We start from the raw sequence: 21,296 nt of genomic DNA, 5'->3' as shown, positions 1-21,296 counted from the left end.
GTTTCTTGTACTTGGAGCAAACTCAATGTCTTTTGAATCGCTGGGCCTGGCGCCCTTCCTGCTGCGCGCGCTCGCCGAGCAGGGCTACGAAAACCCGACCCCGATCCAGCAGCAGGCGATCCCGCTGGCGCTGGCCGGTCGCGACCTGCTGGCCGGCGCACAGACCGGCACCGGCAAGACCGCCGCGTTCGGCCTGCCGCTGCTGCAGCACCTGGGCACCGCCTCGCAGGAGGTACGTGCCGGCCCGCGCAAGCCGCGCGCGCTGATCCTGGCCCCGACCCGCGAGCTGGCCACCCAGGTGCATGACAGCCTGCGTGGCTACAGCAAGTACCTGCGCATCCCCAGCGCCTGCATCTACGGCGGCGTCGGCATGGGCAACCAGCTGGACATCCTGCGCCGTGGCGTGGACCTGCTGGTGGCCTGCCCGGGCCGCCTGATCGACCACCTTGAGCGTCGCAGCGTCGACCTGTCCGGCATTGAAGTGCTGATCCTGGACGAAGCCGACCGCATGCTCGACATGGGCTTCCTGCCGTCGATCAAGCGCATCCTGGCCAAGCTGCCGAAGCAGAACCGCCAGACCCTGCTGTTCTCGGCCACCTTCGAGGACAACATCCGCCAGTTGGCGCTGGAGTTCATGCGCAACCCGGAACAGATCCAGGTGACGCCGAAGAACACCGTGGCCGAAACCATCACCCACCGCGTGCATCCGGTCGACGCCGGCCGCAAGCGCGACCTGCTGCTGCACCTGCTGGCGCAGGACAGCCGCGAGCAGACCCTGGTGTTCGCCCGCACCAAGCATGGCAGCGACAAGCTGGCCACCTTCCTGGAAAAGTCGGGCATCAAGACCGCGGCGATCCACGGCAACAAGAGCCAGGGCCAGCGCCTGCGTGCGCTGGGTGACTTCAAGGCCGGCCGCGTGACCGTGCTGGTGGCCACCGACATCGCCGCGCGCGGCATCGACATCAACGAGCTGCCGAAGGTGATCAACTTCGACCTGCCGATGGTGGCCGAGGACTACGTGCACCGCATCGGCCGCACCGGCCGCAACGGCGCGACCGGCCAGGCGATTTCGCTGGTGGCGCAGGATGAAGTGAAGCTGCTGCGCGCGATCGTGCGCCTGCTGGGCCGCGACATGGACATCCGCGATGTGCCGGGCTTCGAGCTGCAGACGCCGATCCGCTGGGGCAACAGTGCGCCGGGCAAGGCGGAGCACGATACCGGTGAGCGCGCGCCGCGCAAGAGCCACGCACGCCGTCCGCACGGCGATGCGCCGCGCCATGCGCATGCCGGCCCGAAGAAGGCCGGTGGTGGCCGTCGCGAGGGCGGCGGCAACGGCCAGCAGCGTGCGGGCGCGGGTCAGGGCCAGCGCCGTGGCGGTGGCGGCAATGGTGGCGGCCGTGGTCGCGGCCAGGGTGGCAACGGCGGCGGTCGCGCCGGCTGATCCCAGCTGACAGGGAGGGTGCTTCCCGCTGCGCGGGGGCTTCTTACCGAGGGACGGCGCTGACGCGCCGTCCTTTTTTGTTGCTGGCTACCGGGTGACAAAGCACGCGGTGGCAGTACCGAGGGCGGATGGACATGGGGGCAGCGCAGAACACGCTGTAAATACGTCCATGTAAGCTCGATGGCGCCATCCATGGCGCCAACGGTTCTGCGCTGCCCCCATGCCCATCCGCTTCAAGCATTGCCTGCGCCTTCTTGTCCCGCCGGGTAGCCGGGAGAAGAAAGATCAAATTCAAATTCAAATTCAAATTCAAATTCAAATTCAAATTCAAAGGCAAAAGCCGAAGTCGCAATTCCTGGCTTTGCTTTTGCTTTTGCCCTCGCTCCCGCCTTGGGGTCTGACGCGTCCGCGCCCGCTGGAAACTGTCTTGGGGAGGCCGGGCGGGCTGCGCAGGACCGTTGGCGCCAAGGATGGCGCCATCGAGCCCCCAAGGACGGGTTTACGGCGTGTCCTGCGCAGCCCGCCCGGCCTCCCCCACACGCATCAATCAAGGCGCGCAAACCCTCAACCCCGCGCTTTACTCGGATTCACCAGATTCCCGAAGAAGATCGCGTTGATCAGCAGCCGGTCCGTGCCATGCCAGTACTTGCGATGCGCCGGATCATCGGCGAACAGCACCACGTTACCCTGCCCCTGCGCCGACACCAGCAGCCACGCGCTGCCCGCCACCCGCGTGCGGTTGCGCTCGGACAAGTAACCGTTCACCCGCGGCGGCGCGTCGATGCGTACCACCGTCGAGAACGGGTTCGCACTCGGCTGCAGCGTCACCGTGTTTTCCTTGTTGATCGCCAGTTGCCGGCGCGGCACGCCGAACGCCAACGGATGGCTGGTATCCACGTCGGCACTGAGGATGTTGCCGCTGACCCGCTCGATCGCGGCGATGTCGCGCTGGTCGCCGAACGCACGGCGGCTCTCGTCGGCAGTCTCTTCTTCCTTGCCGAGCTTCTCGCCGTCGGCCAGCTTCTGTTCGATCGCCCACTTCGAGGCGCTGCCGTAGGTCACCAGTGAACCTCCGGCCTGCACCCAGCGCTTCAGTGCGGCCACCGCCGTGGCATCGATGCCGGTGTAGGTGCCGCCGGACAGCACGATCGTGGTGTAGCGGTCCAGCGGCACCTTGCCCAGCTGCTGCGGGTCCAGCTTGCTGGCAGGCAGGTGCAGCTGCTGGTCGAGCAGGAACCACGCCGAACCGATCTCGGTGGCGGCCACGCCCTCGCCCATCACCAGCGCGACCGTGGGTTTGCGCAGCGCCTTGACGCCGTCACTGCCGAGGTCGATGCCTTCGCGGCTGCGGCCGCTGGGCAATGCGTGCACGTGCACACCCGCCTCGCGCGCGGCCGACGTCACTGCCTCAAGCAGCGCTGCGCCCTGCAGCGATTGCCCGGCCACCGGAATCACCAGGCTGCCGGCGGCGAAGCTGACCTCGCCCTGCGCGGTCGCGGTGGTGAACGGCTGGAACGCTGCACGTGCGCTCACGCCCTTGCCCTGCAGTGCGGCCAGCGCGCGCCCGGCGTTGTAGTCGCGCCAGTCGATCACGTAGGCGAATCCGGCCTGGCTGCCCAGCACCGCGCCCTGCGCCGCCGGCAGCGCGGTCACGCGTGCACCGCCTTCGATACGGCTGCGGCTACCGGCGAAGGCCACGCCGTAGGCCGGTGCGATTGCATAGCTGGTGCTGCCGTAGAACACATCACCCTTGATCGGCGGCGTCTCGGCAAAGATCGAATGCACCAGGCGGAACTGCGCCTGTTGGACCGGCACAACGTAGGCGCTGCCGGCATCGAAGCGCTGGCCATCGACAGTGACGGCACGATCCAGCGCGCGCACGTCGATGCGATGCAGCAGCAACAGTTCCAGCAGGCGGCGGGTCAGTGCCGGGTCATGCGCATCACCGAACACGAAGCTCTTCACCGGCTGCTGTGCGGCCTGCTTCAGCGCGCTCTGGAAGAACTGCTTCTGCAGGTCGAACAGGCCGCTGCGCTCGGTCACTGCGCCACGCACCGTGCCCAGCCCGGTGGCGACCTGGTTGCGGATGGTGAACGGGAACGTCAGCAGGCCATTCACCGATTCCTGCACGCGGCCGCGCGAGCTGGCCTGTTCGACGGTCACGCCGACGGCACCATGGAAGTCCGGGTAGGTCGAGCCGTATACCGGCGAGAAGTTGTCGAAGTTCTCGCCGGTGTAGTACAGCGAGCCCAGCGCATCCAGCGCCTGCGCGTGGTACCTGGCCAGGGTCTTGTTGAATTCGTACGACGCCGCGGGAATCAGCGGACTGTGCATGCTCTTCGGCGAGGGCTCGAAGTAGTAGGTGCTGTCCTTGCCCATTTCGTGGAAGTCGATCTGCACGTTCGGGTACCACTGGTGGAACACCTCCACCTTCGGCCGCGAGTCCTGCTGGGTCAGCGCCAGCCAGTCGCGGTTGAGATCGGTGAAGTAGTGGTTGGTGCGCCCTTGCGGGAACGGTTCGACGTGCTCCTTGTCGGCCGGGTCGGCCGAGGCCGGATCGGAGGCCCACGCGTTGTGCCAGTTGGCGGCACGATCGCGACCGTCCGGATTCTGCGCCGGGTCGAACAGCACCACCGCCTGCTGCAGCCACTGCTGGGTTTCGGCGCTGCGGTTGGCCACCAGGTAGTAAGCCGTCAGCATCGCCGCCTCGGCACTGGAGGTCTCGTTGCCATGCACGCTGTATCCCAGCCACACCACCACCGGGCTGTCGCCCGCCGCACTGCGCGGCTGCGCCGGATCGGCCAGCGTCGCGTGCTGCTGGCGGATCTGTTCCAACCGCGCGTGGTTGCCTGCGGCAGTGACAGTGGCGATCAACAGCGGGCGGCCCTCATAGCTGCGGCCGATCTCGCGCACGCTGATCCTGTCCGAGCGCCGGGCCAGTTCCTGGAAGTACGCCACCAGCTGGTCGTGCCGGGTGTAACGGCTGCCGATCGGATAGCCGAGGAACTGCTCCGGCGTGGGCACGGCGGTATCGAACGCCGCTGCATCGGCAGCCTGCGGAAAGAAGTAGGTGCTCTGTGCCTGTACCGGCTGCGGCTGGAACAGTGCGGTGGCGGCGGCAAGCAGAAACGGAAGAACGGCACGACGATGCAAGGACACAGTGACTCCCCTGGAACACAACGGCAGGCGGTCGCGCGACCGGTCCCTTGGGGAGACCGGTCGCAGCGGGTGGATCAGAAGCGGTAGTCGAAGCCCAGCGTGAAGTAGCGGCCGCGCAGGTCGTACTGGCTGAAGTCGTACGGCGCGCGGATGCCCGGGAACGAGGCATCGTACGGCGGCGTCTTGTCGGCCAGGTTCTGCACCTTGGCGTACACCGTCAGCTTGTCGATGCCGGTGTAGGCCAGGTACAGGTCGTACTGGCTGTAGCTGCCGACGCGCTGCTGCACGGCCTTGGCGGCGGTGCTGGCCTCCTGGCGGTAGCTGCTGGTGTAGTACCAGGTCACCGCGGCGTTGAAGTCGCCGTATTTCCAGTCCAGGGTAGTGGTGGCCTTGTCCTTGGGCAGGGTCGCGCCGAGGTTGCTGCCGGCGTAGTCGACCAGCGGGCCGCCGACCACGGTCGGGCGACGGTAGTCGCGCACGTGGGTGTAGGCGGAGGACACGGTGAAGTCGCCGAGCGCAGCGGTCGGGATGCGCTGGCGCAGCTCGACGTCGATGCCCGATGTCTTCAGCTCGCTCAGGTTCTGGTAGCGGTTGTAGACGGCCTGCAGCTTGCCGCGCTCGTCGCGCTGCACGGCGCCGGCCACGTTGTCGTTGACCAGGGTCTGGGTGTTGTTGGTGCCTACCAGGTTGTCCAGCTGGATGCGGTAGTAGTCCACGCTCAGGTTGGTGTTGGCCCATGGCGACAGCACCACGCCGAAGTTCACGCTCTTGGTGCGCTCGGGCTTCAGTGCGTTGTTGCCAACGGTGAAGAAGGTCGGGTTCTGGCGCGAGCCCGGCACGTCCGGATCACGCGGGTCGGCCACGCTGCCGTAGGCGATGCTGGTGCTGTTGGAGTTCTCCGACAGCGACGGTGCACGGAAGCCCTTCGACGCCGAGGCACGCACCAGCAGGAAATCGAGCGGCTGCCAGCGCAGGCCGATCTTCGGCGAGAACGCATCGCCGAAATCATCGTAGTGATCGGCACGCGCGGCGGCGGACAGTTCCAGGGTCGAGGCCAGCGGCACGTTCACTTCGGCGTAGGCGGCACTGACCTGGCGCTGGCCATGTACTTCGGCGATGGCCGGGCGCACCTGCAGGCCGGCATCGATCTGCCACGGGTTGTTGGAATCGAGCTTCTCGCGGCGCCACTCGGCACCGGCGGCGAAGCCGATCTCGCCAGCCCAGGTGTGGCCCAGGCTGCCGGAAATCTTGGCGTCGACGCCCTGCAGCTTGGACTCGGCCGGGCGCAGCGTGGCGATGTTGATCGAATCACGTACCGACTGCGGCGTGGCCGCCGGATTCAGCAGGTTGTAGCTGCCGGTGGCCAGCGCATCGGCCAGCGCCCAGCGATTGGCGAAGCCGCCGGACACGCTCTCACGCTCGCTGCTGCGTGCGCCGAATGCAGCCACTTCCCAGTCCCAGTTCGCAGTGGTGCCACGCAGGCCGAACACGCCGCGATAGGCGGTGGAACGGTTGGTCTTGATCGTGCCGCCGAGGTCGAAGAAGGTGTATTCGATCGGGATCGCACGGCCGTACGGGTTGTACGGATTGTTGGCCGGCAGCAGCGACGACACCGGTTCGGCCAGGCCACTGTTGGCGTTCAATGCGAAGCGGCCGCTCTCCAGGGTGAAGAACGGGCTGCTGCCGAACCATGCGGCACTCTTGATCTGGCTGTACAGCACTTCGCCGAAGGCTTCGACGTTGTCGTTCAGGCGGAAGGTACCGTTGGCATAGGCCTGGTAGCGCTTGGTCGAGGGGATCAGCGTGGTGAACGGGGCCTGGTTGAAGCCGCAGGTGTCGCCGGCCAGGCCGTCGATCGGCGCGCTGGCGACGCGGGTGGTACCGACCGGGCAGTTGCCGTTGGCGTCGAGCATCGGCACCGACACGCCGTTGACCAGGTAGCGCGCGCCCTTGGCCGACCAGCCGTTCCAGCGGCCACCGGGCTTGTCGGTGTAGATGCCGCTCCTGGTCAGGTTGCGTTCGTCCTGGTCCAGACGTTCGCGGTTGTAACCCTGCAGGCTGAAGAGGATGTTGTAGCCATCGGTGTCGAGATCACCAAGGCCGCCGACGAACTTCAGGTTCTGCTCGTGCAGGCCGCCCTGGTCGGCACCGCCGAAGCTGCCGCCGATCTCGGCGCCTTCGAAGTTCTGCCGGGTGATGATGTTGACCACGCCGGCCACGGCGTCGGAGCCGTACACCGCCGAGGCGCCGTCCTTGAGCACTTCGATGCGCTCGACCGCGACCAGCGGCAGCGCGTTGAGATCAACGAACGTATCGGACAGGCCACCGGCCGGGAAGCCGTAGTTGGCCAGGCGGCGGCCGTTGAGCAGCACCAGCGTGTTCTTCTGCGACAGGCCGCGCAGGCCGATGCCGGCCGAGCCGGAGGCCCAGCCGTTGTTGGTGGTTTCGTTGCTGGCGTTGCCGGTGTTGGCCGAGATCGAACGCAGCACATCGGCCACGGTGGCCTTGCCGGTCTGTTCCAGCTGCTGGCGGCCGATCACCTGCACCGGGTTGGAGGCCTCGGTATCGGTGCGCTTGATGTTGGAACCGGTGACACGCACGGCGGCCAGGGTGCTGGCTTCGCCACTGGCGTCGGCGGAGGTTTCGGCGGCGGCAGACAAAGGCGCGGCCAGAGCGACGGCCAGGGCCGCCACGAGCAGGGTGTGCTTGGGCATGACGATGTGGGGGAGGTGGTAAGGGCGATGAAGTTCCGCAGTAGTCCATGCCTGGCCCGGGTCCGGCCAATAACATCTCTTCATACGGATATAAGAGAAACTATCATCTCTTCATCCGGATGGAAAGAGTTACTTCACGAGAGCCCGGCATCCGCTCAGGATGGCCGGCCACCTGCGGCGTACAATTGCGCCATGGAAATCTTCAAAGTCTTCATGCTCGAGGCGGCGCACCGCCTCCCCAACGTACCGCCGGGGCACAAGTGCGCGCGCCTGCACGGCCACTCGTTCCGGGTGGAACTGAAGGTCGAGGGCGAGCCGGGTGCGCAGACCGGCTGGATCATGGATTTCGGTGACGTGAAGGCGGCCTTCCAGCCGATCTACGATCGCCTGGACCATCACTACCTCAACGACATCCCCGGCCTGGAGAACCCGACCAGCGAGAACCTGGCGGTGTGGATCTGGAACGAGCTCAAACCCGGCCTGCCGGCGCTGAGCGAGATCACCGTGCACGAAACCTGCACGTCGGGGTGCCGTTACCGCGGCCCCACTGCCTGATCAACCCATTGATCTGAAAGGTGTTTCAAAGGCGCCTTGGGCGCCTTTGTTATTTTTGTTGCATTGCCGCATCAAGGGCGTATGCTGCAATGCATCAAGCCACTCCCTGACGCCCCCATGGCCGCCGCCTTCAGCGATCGCTTCAGTGATGCCACCCGCCAGCTCGCCGCCGCGGCAACGCGCGCGAACCGGTTGGCGTTGGAGAACGCGGAAAGCATGTTCGGCGTGCAGCTGAAGGTGATGGAGCGCAACCTGACTGCGACCGGCGGCTGGCTGGGTGAACTGGCCCGCGGCGAGGATGCGGCCGGGACGCTCTCCAAGGGCGCGCAGCTGTGGCAGGACAACCTGCAGCGGCTGGGCCAGGCCCAGCAGGACGTGGTCGGTCTCGGCCTGCAGGCCAGCAAGGCTTGGTCCGAGCTGGTGCAGGGCTACAACGAATCAACGGCGGACGCGAACAACCACTGACGCGACGCAACACTCATTGCGTGGGTCCCTCCCCCCACGCAATCCGGACCCGGCAGATCCCTCCCTCTGCCGGGTCTTTTTTTGCTTGTCGTTTGGATACCGAAGCGCGTCTTCGTGCGACGTCTCTGCAGGCTGAAGGGCCCCGCCGGGGGACATTCGTACGCAAGGGTCTCCGCCCTGCGCCGCGCAGAATGCATCCGCCACACGCATGTCTTCGTCCTGATCCGCCGCGAACCGATGGGCCCTGCCCGCCCCGACGAGGCTCGGCTTCCGGCGAGGAGATCACAGCGCTCGCGGCCGCCTTTCAAGGAGGCGCCGGCGAACTCCGAACGCCGGGCGGAGGCCCTTGCGTACGAAGTAAAGGGGGAGGTCACGGCCAACGGCCGGCGCCGGAGGACATTCGTACGCAAGGGCCTCCGCCCGGCGCCACGCAGAATGAACCCGCCGCACGCATGTCTTCGTCCCGATTCCCCGCGAACTGACGGGCCCCGCCGAGACAGGCAGGGGCCTGGGCAAATGTCCCCCGGCGCCGGCCGTTGGCCGTCCCCTCCTCCTTTACTTTGCCCAACCCCCTGCCCGCCCCGACGAGGCTCGGCTTGCGGTGGGTAAGGCTGCGAACAATCTGCCTTCAATGAGGCGCCGACGAACTCCGAACGCAGGGCGGATGCCCTTGCGTACGAAGTAAAGGGGGAGGTGACGGCCAACGGCCGGCGCCGGAGGACATTCGTACGCAGGGGCATCGGCCCGGCGCCACGCAGAATGAACCCGCCGCACGCGATGCAGGAAGGGCTCAGCGCCCGCGACCACCATGCCAGTGCTGGTGCCACGCCTGGAACATCAGCACGTTCCACAGGTGCGTGTGCCACTTGCGCTCGCCCCGCAGGAACGCCTCCCAGATACCACGCACGCGTGCCACATCGAAGCAGCCCTGGTTGCGCAGCAGCTGCGGATCCAGCAGCGCCTCCGCCCAGTCGCGCAACGGACCGGCCAGCCAGCGCGCCATCGGCGGGCCGAAGCCGCGCTTGGGGCGATACACCAGCGGATCCGGCAGGTAGCGCGCCAGCAGGTGCTTGAGGATCAGCTTGTGCTCGCCATCGTGGTACTTCAGGTGCTGCGGCAGCCGCCAGGCCAGGCGCACCACCTCCATGTCCAGCAGCGGCGCACGGGTTTCAACGCCCGCCGCCATGCCCGCACGATCAACCTTGGCCAGGATGCCCTCGGCCAGGTCCATGCGGAAATCCAGCAGCTGGATGCGCGCCTCGGCCGGCAGCGCCGTGTCCTGCTGCTGGAAGATCGTCACCGGCTCACGCGCACCCAGCACCACCTGCGCCGGCTGCCGCCAGCGGGTCACGCGCTGCAGGTAGTGACCTTCCACATCATTGGCAGCCACCTCGGCCACCAGGGCGCGCCAACCACCGAGGCGGCCGCGCTCGACGTTCATGCGGTTGCCGCTGCGCCGCGCCAGGTCGCGTACCCAGTCCGGCAGGCCACCACACAGGCGCGCATTGCGCAGCGCGCGGCCATAGCTGGGATGCCCGAAGAACAGTTCATCGCCACCGTCACCGGTCAGTGCCACCGGCTTGCGCGCCCCCAGCAGTTCACTGGCCAGCAGCGTCGGCAGCTGCGAGGCGTCGGCGAAGGGCTCGCACCAGACCTGCGGCAGGCGCTGCAGCAGGTCCAGGCCCTGGCGCGCGTCCATGCGATGCAGGTGGTGTTGCACGCCCAGATGGCGCGCGACCTGTGACGCCCAGTCGCTTTCGTCATGCCCCGGATCGTCGAAGCCGACCGTCCACGCTTCGATCGGCAGGGTCGATTGTGCCTGCATCATCGCCGTCACCAGCGAGGAGTCGGTACCGCCGGACAGGAACGCGCCGCACGCCAGGGGCGAGTGCATGCGTGAGGCGATGGCCTTCTGCAGTACCGCTTCAAGCTGGTCGGTGGCCTGTTCCAGGCTCGGCGCCGGCTGCAGCGGCTCCTGCAGTGCACTCTGCATCGCGTCGCGTGCGCACCAGTAACGCGCGCCGCCCTGCGCGGCCTGGCTGGAGCAACCCGCGGCATGGTCGCTGACATCGATACGCAGCATCGCGCCCGCCACCAGTTTGTGGATGCCACGGTAGATGGTGTGCGGCGCCGGCACATAGTCGTGGCGCAGCAGCAGGCTCAGGGCATCCTGGTCGATGCTCGGCGCGAAGCCGGCGAAGGCCTGCAGCGCCTTCAACTCCGAGGCGAACAGGAACTGGCCCTGGTACCAGCCGTAATACAGCGGCCGCTCGCCCACCGGATCACGGGCCAGCCACAGCACGCGCGACTCCCGGTCCCAGACGCTGAAACCGAAGGCGCCTTCGATGCGCGACAGCGCCCGCTGCACGCCCCATTCGACGATCGCCTGCAGCAGCAGCCGCGCATCGCTGCAACTGCGGGGCAGATCGCGCAGCTGCGCCTGCAGGTCGCCGCGGTTGTACAGGCGGCCGTCCAGGCACAGCACGTAGCGACCGCAGTCCGAGCTCAGCGGCTGCAACGGCGTATCGGTCGGCGCCCGGCAATGGCCCAGCGCGAGGCCGGCCTCGGCGTCGGTCCAGTAGCCGATGCGGCCACGCCCACGCTGCTGCAGCGCGCGCAGCATCGGCGCCAGCTGCTGCAGCAGCTGCTCATCCTCGGCGGGCGGCAGCCAGGCCCCGACCACGCCGCTCATCGGAAGCCTCCGCACTGGCAGCGGCGGGACGGGTTCGGCAGGCAGGGGGCGGCGGGCGACATGGGGACGGCACGCGGAGCGGAGGAGACTCCATGCTCGGCGCGGGGGCGCGCGGCGTCAGTCGCTTTGCTGTCAGCGATCGTCACCAGCCGTATCACGAAGGTAACGTTTTGTAACAGCAACAGGCTATGCTGGCCGCCAAGTTGTTGCCGGGACTGAGACCCGGCCCGCGCGCCAGCAACCCCGGCTGAATGGCGCCCGCCCCCGGGACCCGGGCGGCCCGAAGCCTGGGATAGCATCGCCGCGCTCGTGCCGTGGCGGTACGTTTGCGCCCACGGAGGCCTTGGAAATGCTGGATATCGTACTGGTCGAAGACGATGCCCGCCTGGGAACGATGGTCAGCGACTACCTGCAACGGCATGGCTACCAGGTGGCCCACGAGCGCAGCGGCGAGCGCGCCGTGGCCCGGATCCTGGCGGAGAAGCCGGCCCTGGTGCTGCTCGATGTAGGCCTGCCCGACCAGGATGGTTTCGAAGTGTGTCGGCAGATCCGGCCCCACTATGACGGCATCATCTGCGTGCTGACCGCCCGTACCGACAACATCGACCAGGTGCTGGGCCTGGAACTGGGGGCCGACGATTACATCGGCAAACCCATCGAACCGCGGGTGCTGCTGGCCCGCCTGCGCGCCCACCTGCGCCGCCACCGCCGGGTCGAACCGCGTGACGGCAGCCTGCGCTTCGGCGAGCTGAGCATCGACCCGTCCACCCGCAACGTGCACCTGCAGGGCAGCCTGCTGGAGCTGACCACCGCCGAGTTCGACCTGCTGTTCCTGCTGGCCAGCAATGCCGGCCAGATCCTGGACCGCGACGCGCTGCTGCGCGGCCTGCGTGGCATCGCCTTCGATGGCCTGGACCGCTCAATCGATGCCCGCATCTCGCGCCTGCGCCGCAAGCTGGGCGACAACCCGGAGCAGCCGGAACGGATCAAGACCGTCCGTGGCCGCGGCTACCTGTTCAGCCGCTCGGCATGGGGATGAAACGCACACCCTCGGCGATGCGCGGCCACGCCTTCCACTTCCTGCGCTACGGCATCGGTTTCCTGGTCGCCCACCTGTTGTTGATCGTGCTGGGCCTGTGGGCCTGGGACGCCCTGCTGGAAGACCGCACCGAAGCCGGCCTGCAGGCCGAGATGCGCGGCACGCACGCGCTGCTGCAGCATCGCTTCGCCGAAACCCCGCGCGAGCAGTGGCCGGCACTGGCGCGCGAACTCGACGCCGATTTCGCCTACGCGCTGCGCATGGTGCCGCTGGCCGAGGCGGTGAAGGCGCTGCCGGCCAGCCAGCGCCCGCCGTTCAACAACGGCCGCGTACAGATCGACCTGGAGCACATGCGCAGCCTGCAGCGGATCGGCGACAGCGACTACGCCGTGATGCTGGGCCCGTTGGACGAGGCGCTGCCGGACGAAGGCTGGCAGGACAGCGAAGTATCCGGTGTGGCGATCCTGCTGCTGATCCTGATGGTAGCGGTGGCACTGCCGATGTACGTGATGGTGTACCGGCTGTGGCGCGACGTCTCGCAGCTGGCCCAGGCGGCCCGCCGCATGCGCGACGGCCAGCTGGACACGCGTGCGCCGCGCGCCGGCACCGCGCTGGTGCGGCCGTTGGCCAACGCCTTCAACCACATGGCCGAGCAGCTGCAGCAACTGCTGGAAAGCCAGCGCGTGCTGGCCCAGGCGGTCGCGCACGAGGTGCGCACGCCGTTGGCACGGATGCGTTTCGGCCTGGCCGACCTGGAAGACACTGCGCTCGACGATGTGCAGCGCGATGCGCTGGGCGGGCTGCGCACCGACGTCGATCGGCTGCAGCACCTCACCGATGCCGGCGTCGAATACGCCGCACTGGGCCGCTGCCATCAGCTGACCCGCCAGCGCCTGCAGCTGGCGGCGCTGGTGCGCGGCGTGATGGCCCAGTTCGCACCGTTGCCGATGCCGGTGCAGCAGGCGTTGTCGCCGGTGGGCCTGGTCAACGTCAACCGGCACATGCTGGAACTGGCGCTGCGCAACCTGCTCGGCAATGCGCTGCGTTACGCGCGTCGGCAGATCCGCATCGCCAGCACAGTCAATGACGGCTGGCTGTGCCTGCAAGTGGAGGACGACGGCCCCGGCATCGCACCGGAACTGCGCGGCCAGGTGCTGCAACCCTATGTGCGGCTGGACCCGGGCAGCCCCGGCTTCGGCCTCGGGCTGGCGCTGGTGCAGGTGGTGGCCGACAAGCATGGCGGCCAGGTCGAGGTGACCGATTCGGCGCTGGGCGGCGCCTGCATCCGCCTGCACCTGCCGCTGGAAACCGGCGGTGTCGTGGAGGCCGAGGCAGCCTGCTAGACCGCCGTTTCCGCGCGCGGCAAGGCAAACACGAACAGCGCGCCCCGTTCGCTGTCGCGCAGTTCGATGCGGCGGCCATGCAACTGCACGATGCGCTGCACGATCAACAGGCCCAATCCGCCGTTGTCGCCACGCCGCGCGCCGAGCGCGGCCGGTGCCTGGAACAGCTGGGTACGCAGCGCCGGGGCTACCCCGGGGCCATCATCGGCGACGCAGACCTCCACGCTGTCGGCGGTCGCGCACAGGCGCACCTCGATCTGGCCACCCTCGGGTGCATGGCGCAGCGCGTTGTCGAGCAGGTTGGTCAGCACCCGCTCGACCAGGCCCAGGTCCGCACGGACCAGCGGCAGGCCGGGCGGAAACGCCGCGTGCAGCTGCTGGCCACGCGCCTGTGCCGCCAGTTCGAACTTCTGCAGCACGTCCTGCAGCAGCTCCGGCAGCGCAAACACTTCCCACTCCAGCCGCACTTCGCCGTGCTCCAGCCGCGCCAGTTCGAACAGCGCGCGCGCCAGCCGGCCGACCTTGGCGCTCTGTGCCAGCGCAATGCCGAGATAGCGGCGGCGCTCGTCCGGTGACAGCGTGGCGTCCTTCAACGCCAGCGTTTCCAGGTAGCCGTGCAGCGACGACAACGGCGTGCGCAGGTCGTGCGAGATGTTGGCGACCAGTTCACGGCGCTGCAGATCCTGCTGGCGCAGTTGCTGCCACTGCTCGCCCAGCCGCTGCGCCATCTGCGCGTGCGCATGTTCCAGGATCACCAGTTCGTCGCGCTCACCAGCGCGCAGCGGCTCCGGCGGCGGCAGCGGCGTCGGCGCATCGATGTCAAAGGCCTGGATCCGCCGGGTCAGCCGCCGCAACGGACGCGTCACCCAGTAGAACGCGACCAGCCCGGCCAACAGGCCGAGGCTGCCGACCAGCACCACCGACCACAGCGTGGTGTTCCACTGGCTGCCGGCGGCAAGATCGTCGGCGAGCATCTGCCGGTGCTCGCCGACCAGCACCACGTACACATAGCCGGCCGGCCGGCCCTGCACGATCAATGGTGCAGCGCTGAACACCTTGCGGCCATCGGCGCTGCGCGGGTCATCGCCGAGGATCGGCAGCGGTGCACCGGCCAGCAGGCGACGCAACGGCGCCACGTCCACCCGGTTGCGCACCAGATGTCCACTGGGTGCATCGTGACCGAGGATGCGGCCCTGGTCGTCCAGCAGGTAGACCTCGACGCTGGGGTTGACCGCCATCAGCTGGCCGAACAGCGCGCGCACCGCGGCATCGCGCATGCCGCTGGTGTCCATCAGCTCGCTGCGCTGGGCGATATGTTCGGCCAGGCCCAGCGACAGCCGCTGCACGACTTCCTGCTCGTGGCGGGTGTTGGCACGCATCTGCAGTGCCAGCAGCGCCATGCAGCACATCAGCATCAGCGCGGCGGTCACCACCGCCAGCTTCTGCCACAGGTTCGGCTTGATCATGCCGCCGCCCCGGCCGGGTCGACCAGCTTGTAACCGCGGCCCCACACCGTCAGCAACCGCCGTGGGTTGGCCGGGTCGGGTTCGATCTTGCTGCGCAGGCGGTTGATGTGGGTGTTGACCGTGTGCTCGTAGCCATCGTGCTGGTAGCCCCAGACCTGGTTGAGCAGTTCCATGCGCGCGAACACCTGGTCCGGATGACGGGCGAAGAACAGCAGCAGGTCGAACTCGCGCGGCGTCAGTTCCAGCGTGTTGCCATCCACCGAAGCGGTGCGCGCGACCGGATCGAGCTGCAGCCCACCCAGCTCGATCGCGCCGGCATCGATGCGCGCGCTCTGCGCCATCGCCTCGGCGCGGCGCAGCAGCGCACGTACCCGTGCCACCAGTTCCGGCATCGAAAAGGGTTTTGCCAGGTAATCGTCCGCGCCCAGTTCCAGGCCGACGATGCGCTGCGTTTCACTGCCGCGCGCGCTGATGATGATGATCGGGACATACCGCGCCATCGCGCGTGCGCGCTGGCACACCTGCAGCCCGTCCACGCCGGGCAGCATCACGTCCAGCACCAGCGCATCCCACGGGCCGTCCTGCTCGAGCAGGCGCAGGCCGGCATCGCCGCTGGCGGCATGGGCGACGTCGTAGCCCTCATCACCCAGGTGCATGCGCAGCAGGTCGGCGATGTGGGCATCGTCTTCAACGATCAGCACGCGTTTGGTCGACATCGGCAGCTCGGGGCCAGTGGGGAGGCTGGCTGCATTGTGGCGCGGGACGGCCGCCGATACCTCACGAAAAATTGAATCCTGCGTGAGGATTCGTTGACCCGGGCGGGCGCAGCATGGCCCCGTCGCCCCTTCCCGGAGTCCGCCATGTCCCTCTCCCGCCGCCATCTGCTGGGCCTGGGCGGTGTCGCCACCGCCGCCGGCCTGTTCGGCCTGGGGGCCTGCAGCCGCGCCGCCCCGGCCGCCGCCGAAGCGCGCCCGTCGCGACAGTTCGAGGTCATGCACAGCGATGCCGAGTGGCGCCAGCGACTGACGCCGGCGCAGTACGCGGTGCTGCGCCAGCAGGCCACCGAGCGCCCCTGGAGCAGCCCGCTCAACAAGGAACACCGGCAGGGCACCTTCGCCTGCGCCGGGTGCGCACTGCCGCTGTTCTCCTCGTCCACCAAGTTCGAGAGCGGTACCGGCTGGCCCAGCTTCTGGGCGCCGCTGCACAACGCCATCGGCGAAGACCGCGACGTCACCTTCGGGATGCTGCGGGTGGAGGTGCATTGCCGCCGCTGCGGCGGCCATCTCGGCCATGTGTTCAACGATGGGCCACGCCCCACCGGGCTGCGCTACTGCATGAACGGTGCGGCGATGGTGTTCGCTCCCGGCGCCACGGATGGCACTGCCGACGGCTGGCGGGTGCCGGTCGGTTCTTCCCCTGCTTCCGGAGCCTGACCATGCTGCTGTTGCTGCTTGCCTATCTGGGGGGCGCGCTGACCCTGCTCAGCCCCTGCATCCTGCCGGTGCTGCCGTTCGTGTTCGCGCGTGCCGATCGCCCGTTCCTGCGCAGCACGCTGCCGCTGCTGCTGGGCATGGCGCTCACCTTCACCGTGGTCGCCAGCCTGGCCGCGGTGGGCAGCCAATGGGTGGCACAGGCCAACCAGGTCGGACGCTGGGTCGCCCTGCTGCTGATGGCGTTGTTCGCGGTCGCCCTGCTCTGGCCACGACTGGCCGACCACCTGCTGGCGCCGTTCCAGCGCATGGGTGCCCGCCTGAGTGCGCGCGCCGATGCGGCGGATGCCGCGGGGCACGGCGGCGCGTGGACCTCGCTGCTGATCGGCATCGCCACTGGCCTGCTGTGGGCACCGTGTGCCGGGCCGATCCTCGGTCTGGTGCTAACCGGCGCCGCCCTGCATGGCGCCAGCGTCGGTACCACTGCGCTGCTGCTGGCCTACGCACTGGGTGCGATCACCGCATTGGCGCTGGCGGTGTGGATCGGCGGCCGGGTGTTCCGCGCGATGCAGGCGCGGCTCGGCCTCGGCGATGTACTTCGCAAGGTGCTGGGTGTGGCCGCGCTGCTGGCCGTCGTGGCGATCGGCCTCGGCTGGGATACCGGCCTGCTGACCCGCTTGTCCACGGTCAGCACCGCCCGTATCGAGCAACGCCTGCTGGATGCAGTGCCCGGCGCGCAGCCGGCGGCACCGCCGATGATGATGATGGCCGGCGCCAATGCCGGTGCCGATGCAGCGCTGCCGGTGGAGGGCACGCTGCCCGCGCTGGACGGTGCCACTGGCTGGCTCAACAGCCCGCCCCTGAGTGCACAGCAGCTGCGCGGCAAGGTGGTTCTGGTCGATTTCTGGACCTATTCCTGCATCAACTGCCTGCGCGCGATGCCGTTCGTGCACGAATGGGAGCGACGCTACCGCGACCACGGCCTGGTGGTGGTCGGCGTGCACACGCCGGAGTTCGCCTTCGAGCGTGACCCACGCAACGTGATGAAAGCGGTGCAGCAGCTGAAGGTCGAGTACCCGGTGGCGCTGGACAACCAGTACACGATCTGGCGCGCCTTCAACAACCGCTACTGGCCGGCGCAGTACTTCGTCGACGCGCAGGGCAATATCCGCGGCCACCAGTTCGGCGAGGGCAACTATGCGCGCTCGGAACAGATGATCCGTCGCCTGCTGACCGAAGCCGGGCAGACCAATCTGCCGCCACCGGCCGATCCCGCTGCCGCCGGCCTGAAGGGCGTGGCCGTGCAGGCCGACATGGGCAACCTGCGTTCGCCGGAAACCTACCTGGGCCACGCCCGCGCCGAGCAGTTCGCCTCGCCCGGCGGGCAGCGCAGCGACGCCGCGTTCGACTACACGCTGCCGGCCACCCTGGCGTTGAACCAGTGGGGGCTGTCCGGGCGCTGGACCGTCACCGATGAGGCCGCACAGCTGCAGCAGGCCGGCGGCCGCATCGCCTTCCAGTTCCATGCGCGCGACCTGCACCTGGTGCTGGCACCGAGCGAGGACGGCAGGCCGGTGCGCTTCCGCGTCTGGCTGGACGGCAAAGCGCTGCCCGCCGCCGATGCCGGCAGTGATGTTGGTGCCGATGGCAGTGGCGTGGTCGACGAGCACCGCCTGTACCAGCTGGTGCGCCAGCGCGGCGCAGTCGGTCCGCATCGCTTCGAGATCGAGTTCCTCGATGCGGGCGTGCAGGCCTATGCCTTCACCTTCGGTTGAACCGGGAGGACATGATGAAACTCTCCTTTGAACAGGGCATCGCCGCCGGTGTGGCCGGCCTGGTGGCCACGGCCTTGATTGCCGGTGTGCTGCTGGTTGACCACGGCGCGATTGCGGCGCCGGTCGAGGCCAGCGCGCAGATCCAGGCACTGCCGGCCCCCACCGGCGATGCGGCGTTCCGCGATGACGCCAGCCACGCCAGCGTGGTGTTCGCCGGTGGTTGCTTCTGGGGTGTGCAGGGCGTGTTCCAGCACGTCAAGGGCGTGAGCAATGCCGTGTCCGGCTACATCGGTGGCAGTGCGGCCAATGCGCGTTATGAGCGCGTCAGCGGTGGCCAGACCGGCCATGCCGAAGCAGTGAAGATCGACTACGACCCGCGCCAGGTCAGCTACGGGCAGCTGATGCAGGTGTTCTTCTCGGTGGTGCACGACCCGACCCAGCTCAATCGGCAGGGGCCGGACCACGGCAGCCAATACCGCTCGGCGATCTTCAGTGACGACGCACGCCAGCAGGCTGCCAGCCGCGCCTACATCGCCCAGCTCGGCCAGGCCGGCAGCTACCGCGCGCCGATCGTCACCCAGCTGGTCAGCGGCCAACGCTTCTACCCGGCCGAGAGCTACCACCAGAACTACATGACCAACTACCCGCAGGCGGCCTACATCCGCTACTACGACGCACCGAAGCTGGCCGCGCTGGGCAGGCAGTTCCCGGCGCTGTACCGGCGCGAGGCGGTGCTGGTGCCGATGCGGTAGCCGGCATTCCCCCTTGGGCTGACCGACGCTCGGCGGTGCTCTCTGTAGAGCCGAGCCCACGCTCGGCTGCTGTTGGCGGAAGTGCAGCCGAGCATGGGCTCGGCTCTACACACAGAAAAAGACGCACGGCCATCCAGCCGTGCGTTTGGGAAGTATCGGCCGTGCCCCGATCAGGCCCGGCCGACAACGACATGCTAGGCTCGCCATCATCATGGGTACAGCACCAGATGATGGGAAATTCGATGGATACAGATGACCAGAGCGCGATGATCCCACCCCGCTACCAACGGCTGTCCGATGAGCTGGCCGAGGCCATCCACGGCGGACGCCTTCCGGTTGGCAGCCGCCTGCCTTCGCTGCGGCAGATGGCCCTGCAGCGCAGGCTCAGCCTGAACACGGTGATTGCCGCCTATCGCCAGCTGGAGGACGCCGGCCTGGTCATTCCGCGGCCCAAAGCCGGCTTCGAGGTGGCGCCGCGCTTGTCGGTGCCAGAGCGTTCGCTGCGTGATACCCCGTCCGCACCCACCGCACCACTGCAGCAGGTGCTGATGGCCCGCGTGCTGGAAGCACAGCGCCGCCCCGGTGTGATCGACCTGGCCTTTGCCGGTCCGCGGGGGCGCCAGTTCTATCCGGGCGCGCAGCTGGCCCGGCATACCGCACAGGTGCTGCGGCACGGCCAGCAGACGGTGGAGACCTACGCGCGCCCCAACGGCTCGCCACGGCTGCTGGCGCAGATCGTGCGGCGTGGCCCGCGCATGGGGCTGCACACCCGCAGCGAACGCCTGCTGCTGACCCATGGTGCGATGGAGGGCCTGCAGCTGGCGCTGCGCGCGGTCACCCAGCCCGGTGATGCGGTCGGCATCGAGGCACCGTCCTACTTCAACCTGTATCCGTTGCTGGCCAACCTCGGCCTGCAGGCCATCGAGCTGCCCACCCATCCGCAGCACGGACTGGATGTGGGTGCGCTGGACGCGCTGCTGCAGCACACACCGCTGGCCGCGCTGGTGGTGATGCCGACCGTGCACAACCCGCTCGGCTGCACCATGCCGACCGCCGCCAAGCAGCGCCTGGCCGAGCTGGTCAACGCACGGCAGCTGCCGCTGATCGAGGACGCGGTGTACGCCGAGCTGCAGTTCTGCGAACCGCCGGCGCCCCTGCTGAAGGCCTTCGATCGCGACGGCTGGGTGATGGTGGTCGGAGGTTTCTCCAAGACACTGGCGCCGGATTACCGCATCGGCTGGCTGGATGGCGGCCGCTTCGCCGAGCGCATCGCGCTGCTGAAATTCCAGTCCACCGGCGGCGAGCCGCAGCTGCTCGGTGACGCGGTCGCGGCTTATCTGGAAGCCGGCAGCTACGAGCACCACCTGCATCGCATGCGCCGGCTGTACCGCGACCAGGTGGGACGGCTGCGCCAGCTGGTGGCCGAGCACTTCCCGGCCGGCACCCGCGCCACCGAACCGCAGGGCGGATTCCTGCTGTGGCTGGAACTGCCGGGCGTGGATACGCGCGAGCTGTTCGAGCGAGCGCTGCAGGAGGACATCGTGTTCATGCCCGGCCAGGTCTATTCACGTGGCGCGCGATACCGCCACTGCCTGCGGCTGTCGTGCTGCCAGACCCTGGATGCGCGCTTCATTGGCGCGGTGGAACGACTGGGCGCGATCGCGCGGGAGCTGGCGGCCGCAGCACGGTAGTGCCGGCCGCTGGCCGGCAACATCGGGATCACCGGGTGGATGCGGTTGCCGGCCAGCGGTCGGCACTACCCAGGATCACTCGAGCAGGTGCGCGCTCAGCGCTTCGCCATCCGCACCCGGCAGATGCGGCAGCCGTCCCCAGCACGGCATCGGCAGGCGCTGCTGCAACGTGGCGATGTTCTCATCCTGGCGCTGCATCGCCGGGTCGATGTGGTTGCCGATCCAGCCCAGGCACTGCACGCCGCTGGCCTGCAGCGACTGCGCAGTCAGCCGCGCATGGTTGACGCAGCCCAGCCGCATGCCCACCACCAGCAGCACCGGCAACTGCAGTGCTCGCACCAGGTCCAGCTGGTCCAGCGTGGCCGAGACCGGCGCCAGCCACCCACCGACGCCTTCCACCACCACGATGTCGGCCTGTGCGCGCAGTCGCGCGAACGCAGCCACGATCGGCGCCAGTTCCACCCGCACGCCGTCCTCGGCAGCGGCCAGCTCCGGTGCCAGCGGCTGCCGCAGCGCATACGGGTTCAGATCGGCATAGTCCGGCACCGGCCAGCTGGCCGCCTGCAGCGCCAGCGCGTCTTCGTTGCGCAGGCCCTGCCCCAGGTCTTCGCTGCCGCTGGCCACCGGTTTCATGCCCACCGCGCGCAGGCCGCGCCGGCGCAGCGCCTGCAGCAGCGCGGTGCTGGCCGCGGTCTTGCCGATCTCCGTATCGGTGCCGGTAATGAACAGGGCGGGCGGCAGCGTAGCGGGCAACGGCATCGATGGGCTCCAACA

The 21,296-nt window shown here is 68.4% G+C and carries 15 protein-coding genes; 9 read left to right on the top strand and 6 right to left on the bottom strand.

All coding sequences use genetic code 11. The features are described from left to right. Positions 1–25: 25 nt before the first annotated feature. The gene (locus tag ACT6SE_RS01470; RefSeq protein WP_046428694.1) at positions 26–1,441 is read left to right on the top strand and encodes a DEAD/DEAH box helicase; all 1,416 of its coding nucleotides are present in this window, start codon (positions 26–28) and stop codon (positions 1,439–1,441) included. Positions 1,442–2,005: 564 nt separating this feature from the next. Here the strand turns inward: ACT6SE_RS01470 and ACT6SE_RS01465 are convergent. Beyond that, the gene (locus tag ACT6SE_RS01465; RefSeq protein ID WP_046428692.1) at positions 2,006–4,600 is read right to left on the bottom strand and encodes a M14 family zinc carboxypeptidase; all 2,595 of its coding nucleotides are present in this window, start codon (positions 4,598–4,600) and stop codon (positions 2,006–2,008) included. 74 nt (positions 4,601–4,674) lie between these two features. Next, positions 4,675–7,314 (bottom strand): TonB-dependent receptor, encoded by a 2,640-nt coding sequence (locus tag ACT6SE_RS01460; RefSeq protein WP_046428687.1) that lies wholly within the window; start codon positions 7,312–7,314, stop codon positions 4,675–4,677. 192 nt (positions 7,315–7,506) lie between these two features. On the opposite strand from ACT6SE_RS01460, the gene queD reads away from it, so the two are divergent. Both queD and ACT6SE_RS01450 read left to right on the top strand, forming a co-directional pair. Further along, the gene (queD, locus tag ACT6SE_RS01455; protein WP_014645831.1) at positions 7,507–7,869 is read left to right on the top strand and encodes a 6-carboxytetrahydropterin synthase QueD; all 363 of its coding nucleotides are present in this window, start codon (positions 7,507–7,509) and stop codon (positions 7,867–7,869) included. A 117-nt stretch (positions 7,870–7,986) separates the two neighbouring features. Beyond that, positions 7,987–8,334 carry a phasin family protein gene (locus ACT6SE_RS01450; RefSeq protein WP_014035870.1) on the top strand — a complete coding sequence of 116 codons (348 nt, stop codon included), beginning with the start codon at positions 7,987–7,989 and terminating at the stop codon, positions 8,332–8,334. Between the two features lie 790 nt (positions 8,335–9,124). Here ACT6SE_RS01450 and asnB read toward each other — a convergent pair. Next, positions 9,125–11,026: an asparagine synthase (glutamine-hydrolyzing) gene (gene asnB / locus ACT6SE_RS01445; protein ID WP_088375433.1), complete on the bottom strand. Its 1,902-nt coding sequence runs from the start codon at positions 11,024–11,026 to the stop codon at positions 9,125–9,127. A gap of 349 nt (positions 11,027–11,375) precedes the next feature. Here asnB and ACT6SE_RS01440 point away from each other — a divergent pair, with 349 nt between their 5' ends. Both ACT6SE_RS01440 and ACT6SE_RS01435 read left to right on the top strand, forming a co-directional pair. Next, a complete protein-coding gene (locus ACT6SE_RS01440) occupies positions 11,376–12,065 on the top strand; it encodes a winged helix-turn-helix domain-containing protein (protein ID WP_014645829.1) in 690 nt (229 codons plus the stop codon). After that, positions 12,062–13,408, top strand: a complete 1,347-nt coding sequence (locus tag ACT6SE_RS01435) for an ATP-binding protein (protein WP_046428672.1) — start codon at positions 12,062–12,064, stop codon at positions 13,406–13,408. The genes ACT6SE_RS01440 and ACT6SE_RS01435 overlap by 4 nt, the downstream gene beginning before the upstream one ends. Here ACT6SE_RS01435 and ACT6SE_RS01430 read toward each other — a convergent pair. Both ACT6SE_RS01430 and ACT6SE_RS01425 read right to left on the bottom strand, forming a co-directional pair. Next, positions 13,405–14,874: a sensor histidine kinase gene (locus ACT6SE_RS01430; RefSeq protein WP_444811084.1), complete on the bottom strand. Its 1,470-nt coding sequence runs from the start codon at positions 14,872–14,874 to the stop codon at positions 13,405–13,407. The genes ACT6SE_RS01435 and ACT6SE_RS01430 overlap by 4 nt on opposite strands. Further along, positions 14,871–15,590: a response regulator transcription factor gene (locus tag ACT6SE_RS01425; protein WP_014645826.1), complete on the bottom strand. Its 720-nt coding sequence runs from the start codon at positions 15,588–15,590 to the stop codon at positions 14,871–14,873. Before ACT6SE_RS01425 ends, ACT6SE_RS01430 begins: the two co-directional genes overlap by 4 nt. Before the next feature lie 144 nt (positions 15,591–15,734). On the opposite strand from ACT6SE_RS01425, the gene msrB reads away from it, so the two are divergent. The 4 genes from msrB (at position 15,735) to ACT6SE_RS01405 (ending at position 20,522) form a co-directional block, all read left to right on the top strand. Continuing rightward, positions 15,735–16,307, top strand: a complete 573-nt coding sequence (msrB, locus tag ACT6SE_RS01420) for a peptide-methionine (R)-S-oxide reductase MsrB (protein WP_032959218.1) — start codon at positions 15,735–15,737, stop codon at positions 16,305–16,307. Positions 16,308–16,309: 2 nt separating this feature from the next. After that, positions 16,310–18,079, top strand: a complete 1,770-nt coding sequence (locus ACT6SE_RS01415) for a cytochrome c biogenesis protein DipZ (protein ID WP_046428671.1) — start codon at positions 16,310–16,312, stop codon at positions 18,077–18,079. Positions 18,080–18,093: 14 nt separating this feature from the next. Continuing rightward, on the top strand, positions 18,094–18,831 hold the full coding sequence (msrA, locus tag ACT6SE_RS01410) for a peptide-methionine (S)-S-oxide reductase MsrA (protein WP_032959274.1): 738 nt from the start codon (positions 18,094–18,096) through the stop codon (positions 18,829–18,831). 242 nt (positions 18,832–19,073) lie between these two features. Then, the gene (locus tag ACT6SE_RS01405) at positions 19,074–20,522 is read left to right on the top strand and encodes an aminotransferase-like domain-containing protein (protein ID WP_046428668.1); all 1,449 of its coding nucleotides are present in this window, start codon (positions 19,074–19,076) and stop codon (positions 20,520–20,522) included. A gap of 75 nt (positions 20,523–20,597) precedes the next feature. On the opposite strand, the gene bioD is transcribed toward ACT6SE_RS01405, so the two are convergent. Beyond that, the gene (gene bioD / locus ACT6SE_RS01400; protein ID WP_041864050.1) at positions 20,598–21,281 is read right to left on the bottom strand and encodes a dethiobiotin synthase; all 684 of its coding nucleotides are present in this window, start codon (positions 21,279–21,281) and stop codon (positions 20,598–20,600) included. Between the last annotated feature and the right edge of the window lie 15 nt (positions 21,282–21,296).

The sequence above is a fragment of the Stenotrophomonas sp. LC732 genome (genome assembly GCF_052446685.1).
Lineage (GTDB): Bacteria > Pseudomonadota > Gammaproteobacteria > Xanthomonadales > Xanthomonadaceae > Stenotrophomonas > Stenotrophomonas muris.
This window is presented reverse-complemented; position numbering and strand designations above follow the sequence as displayed.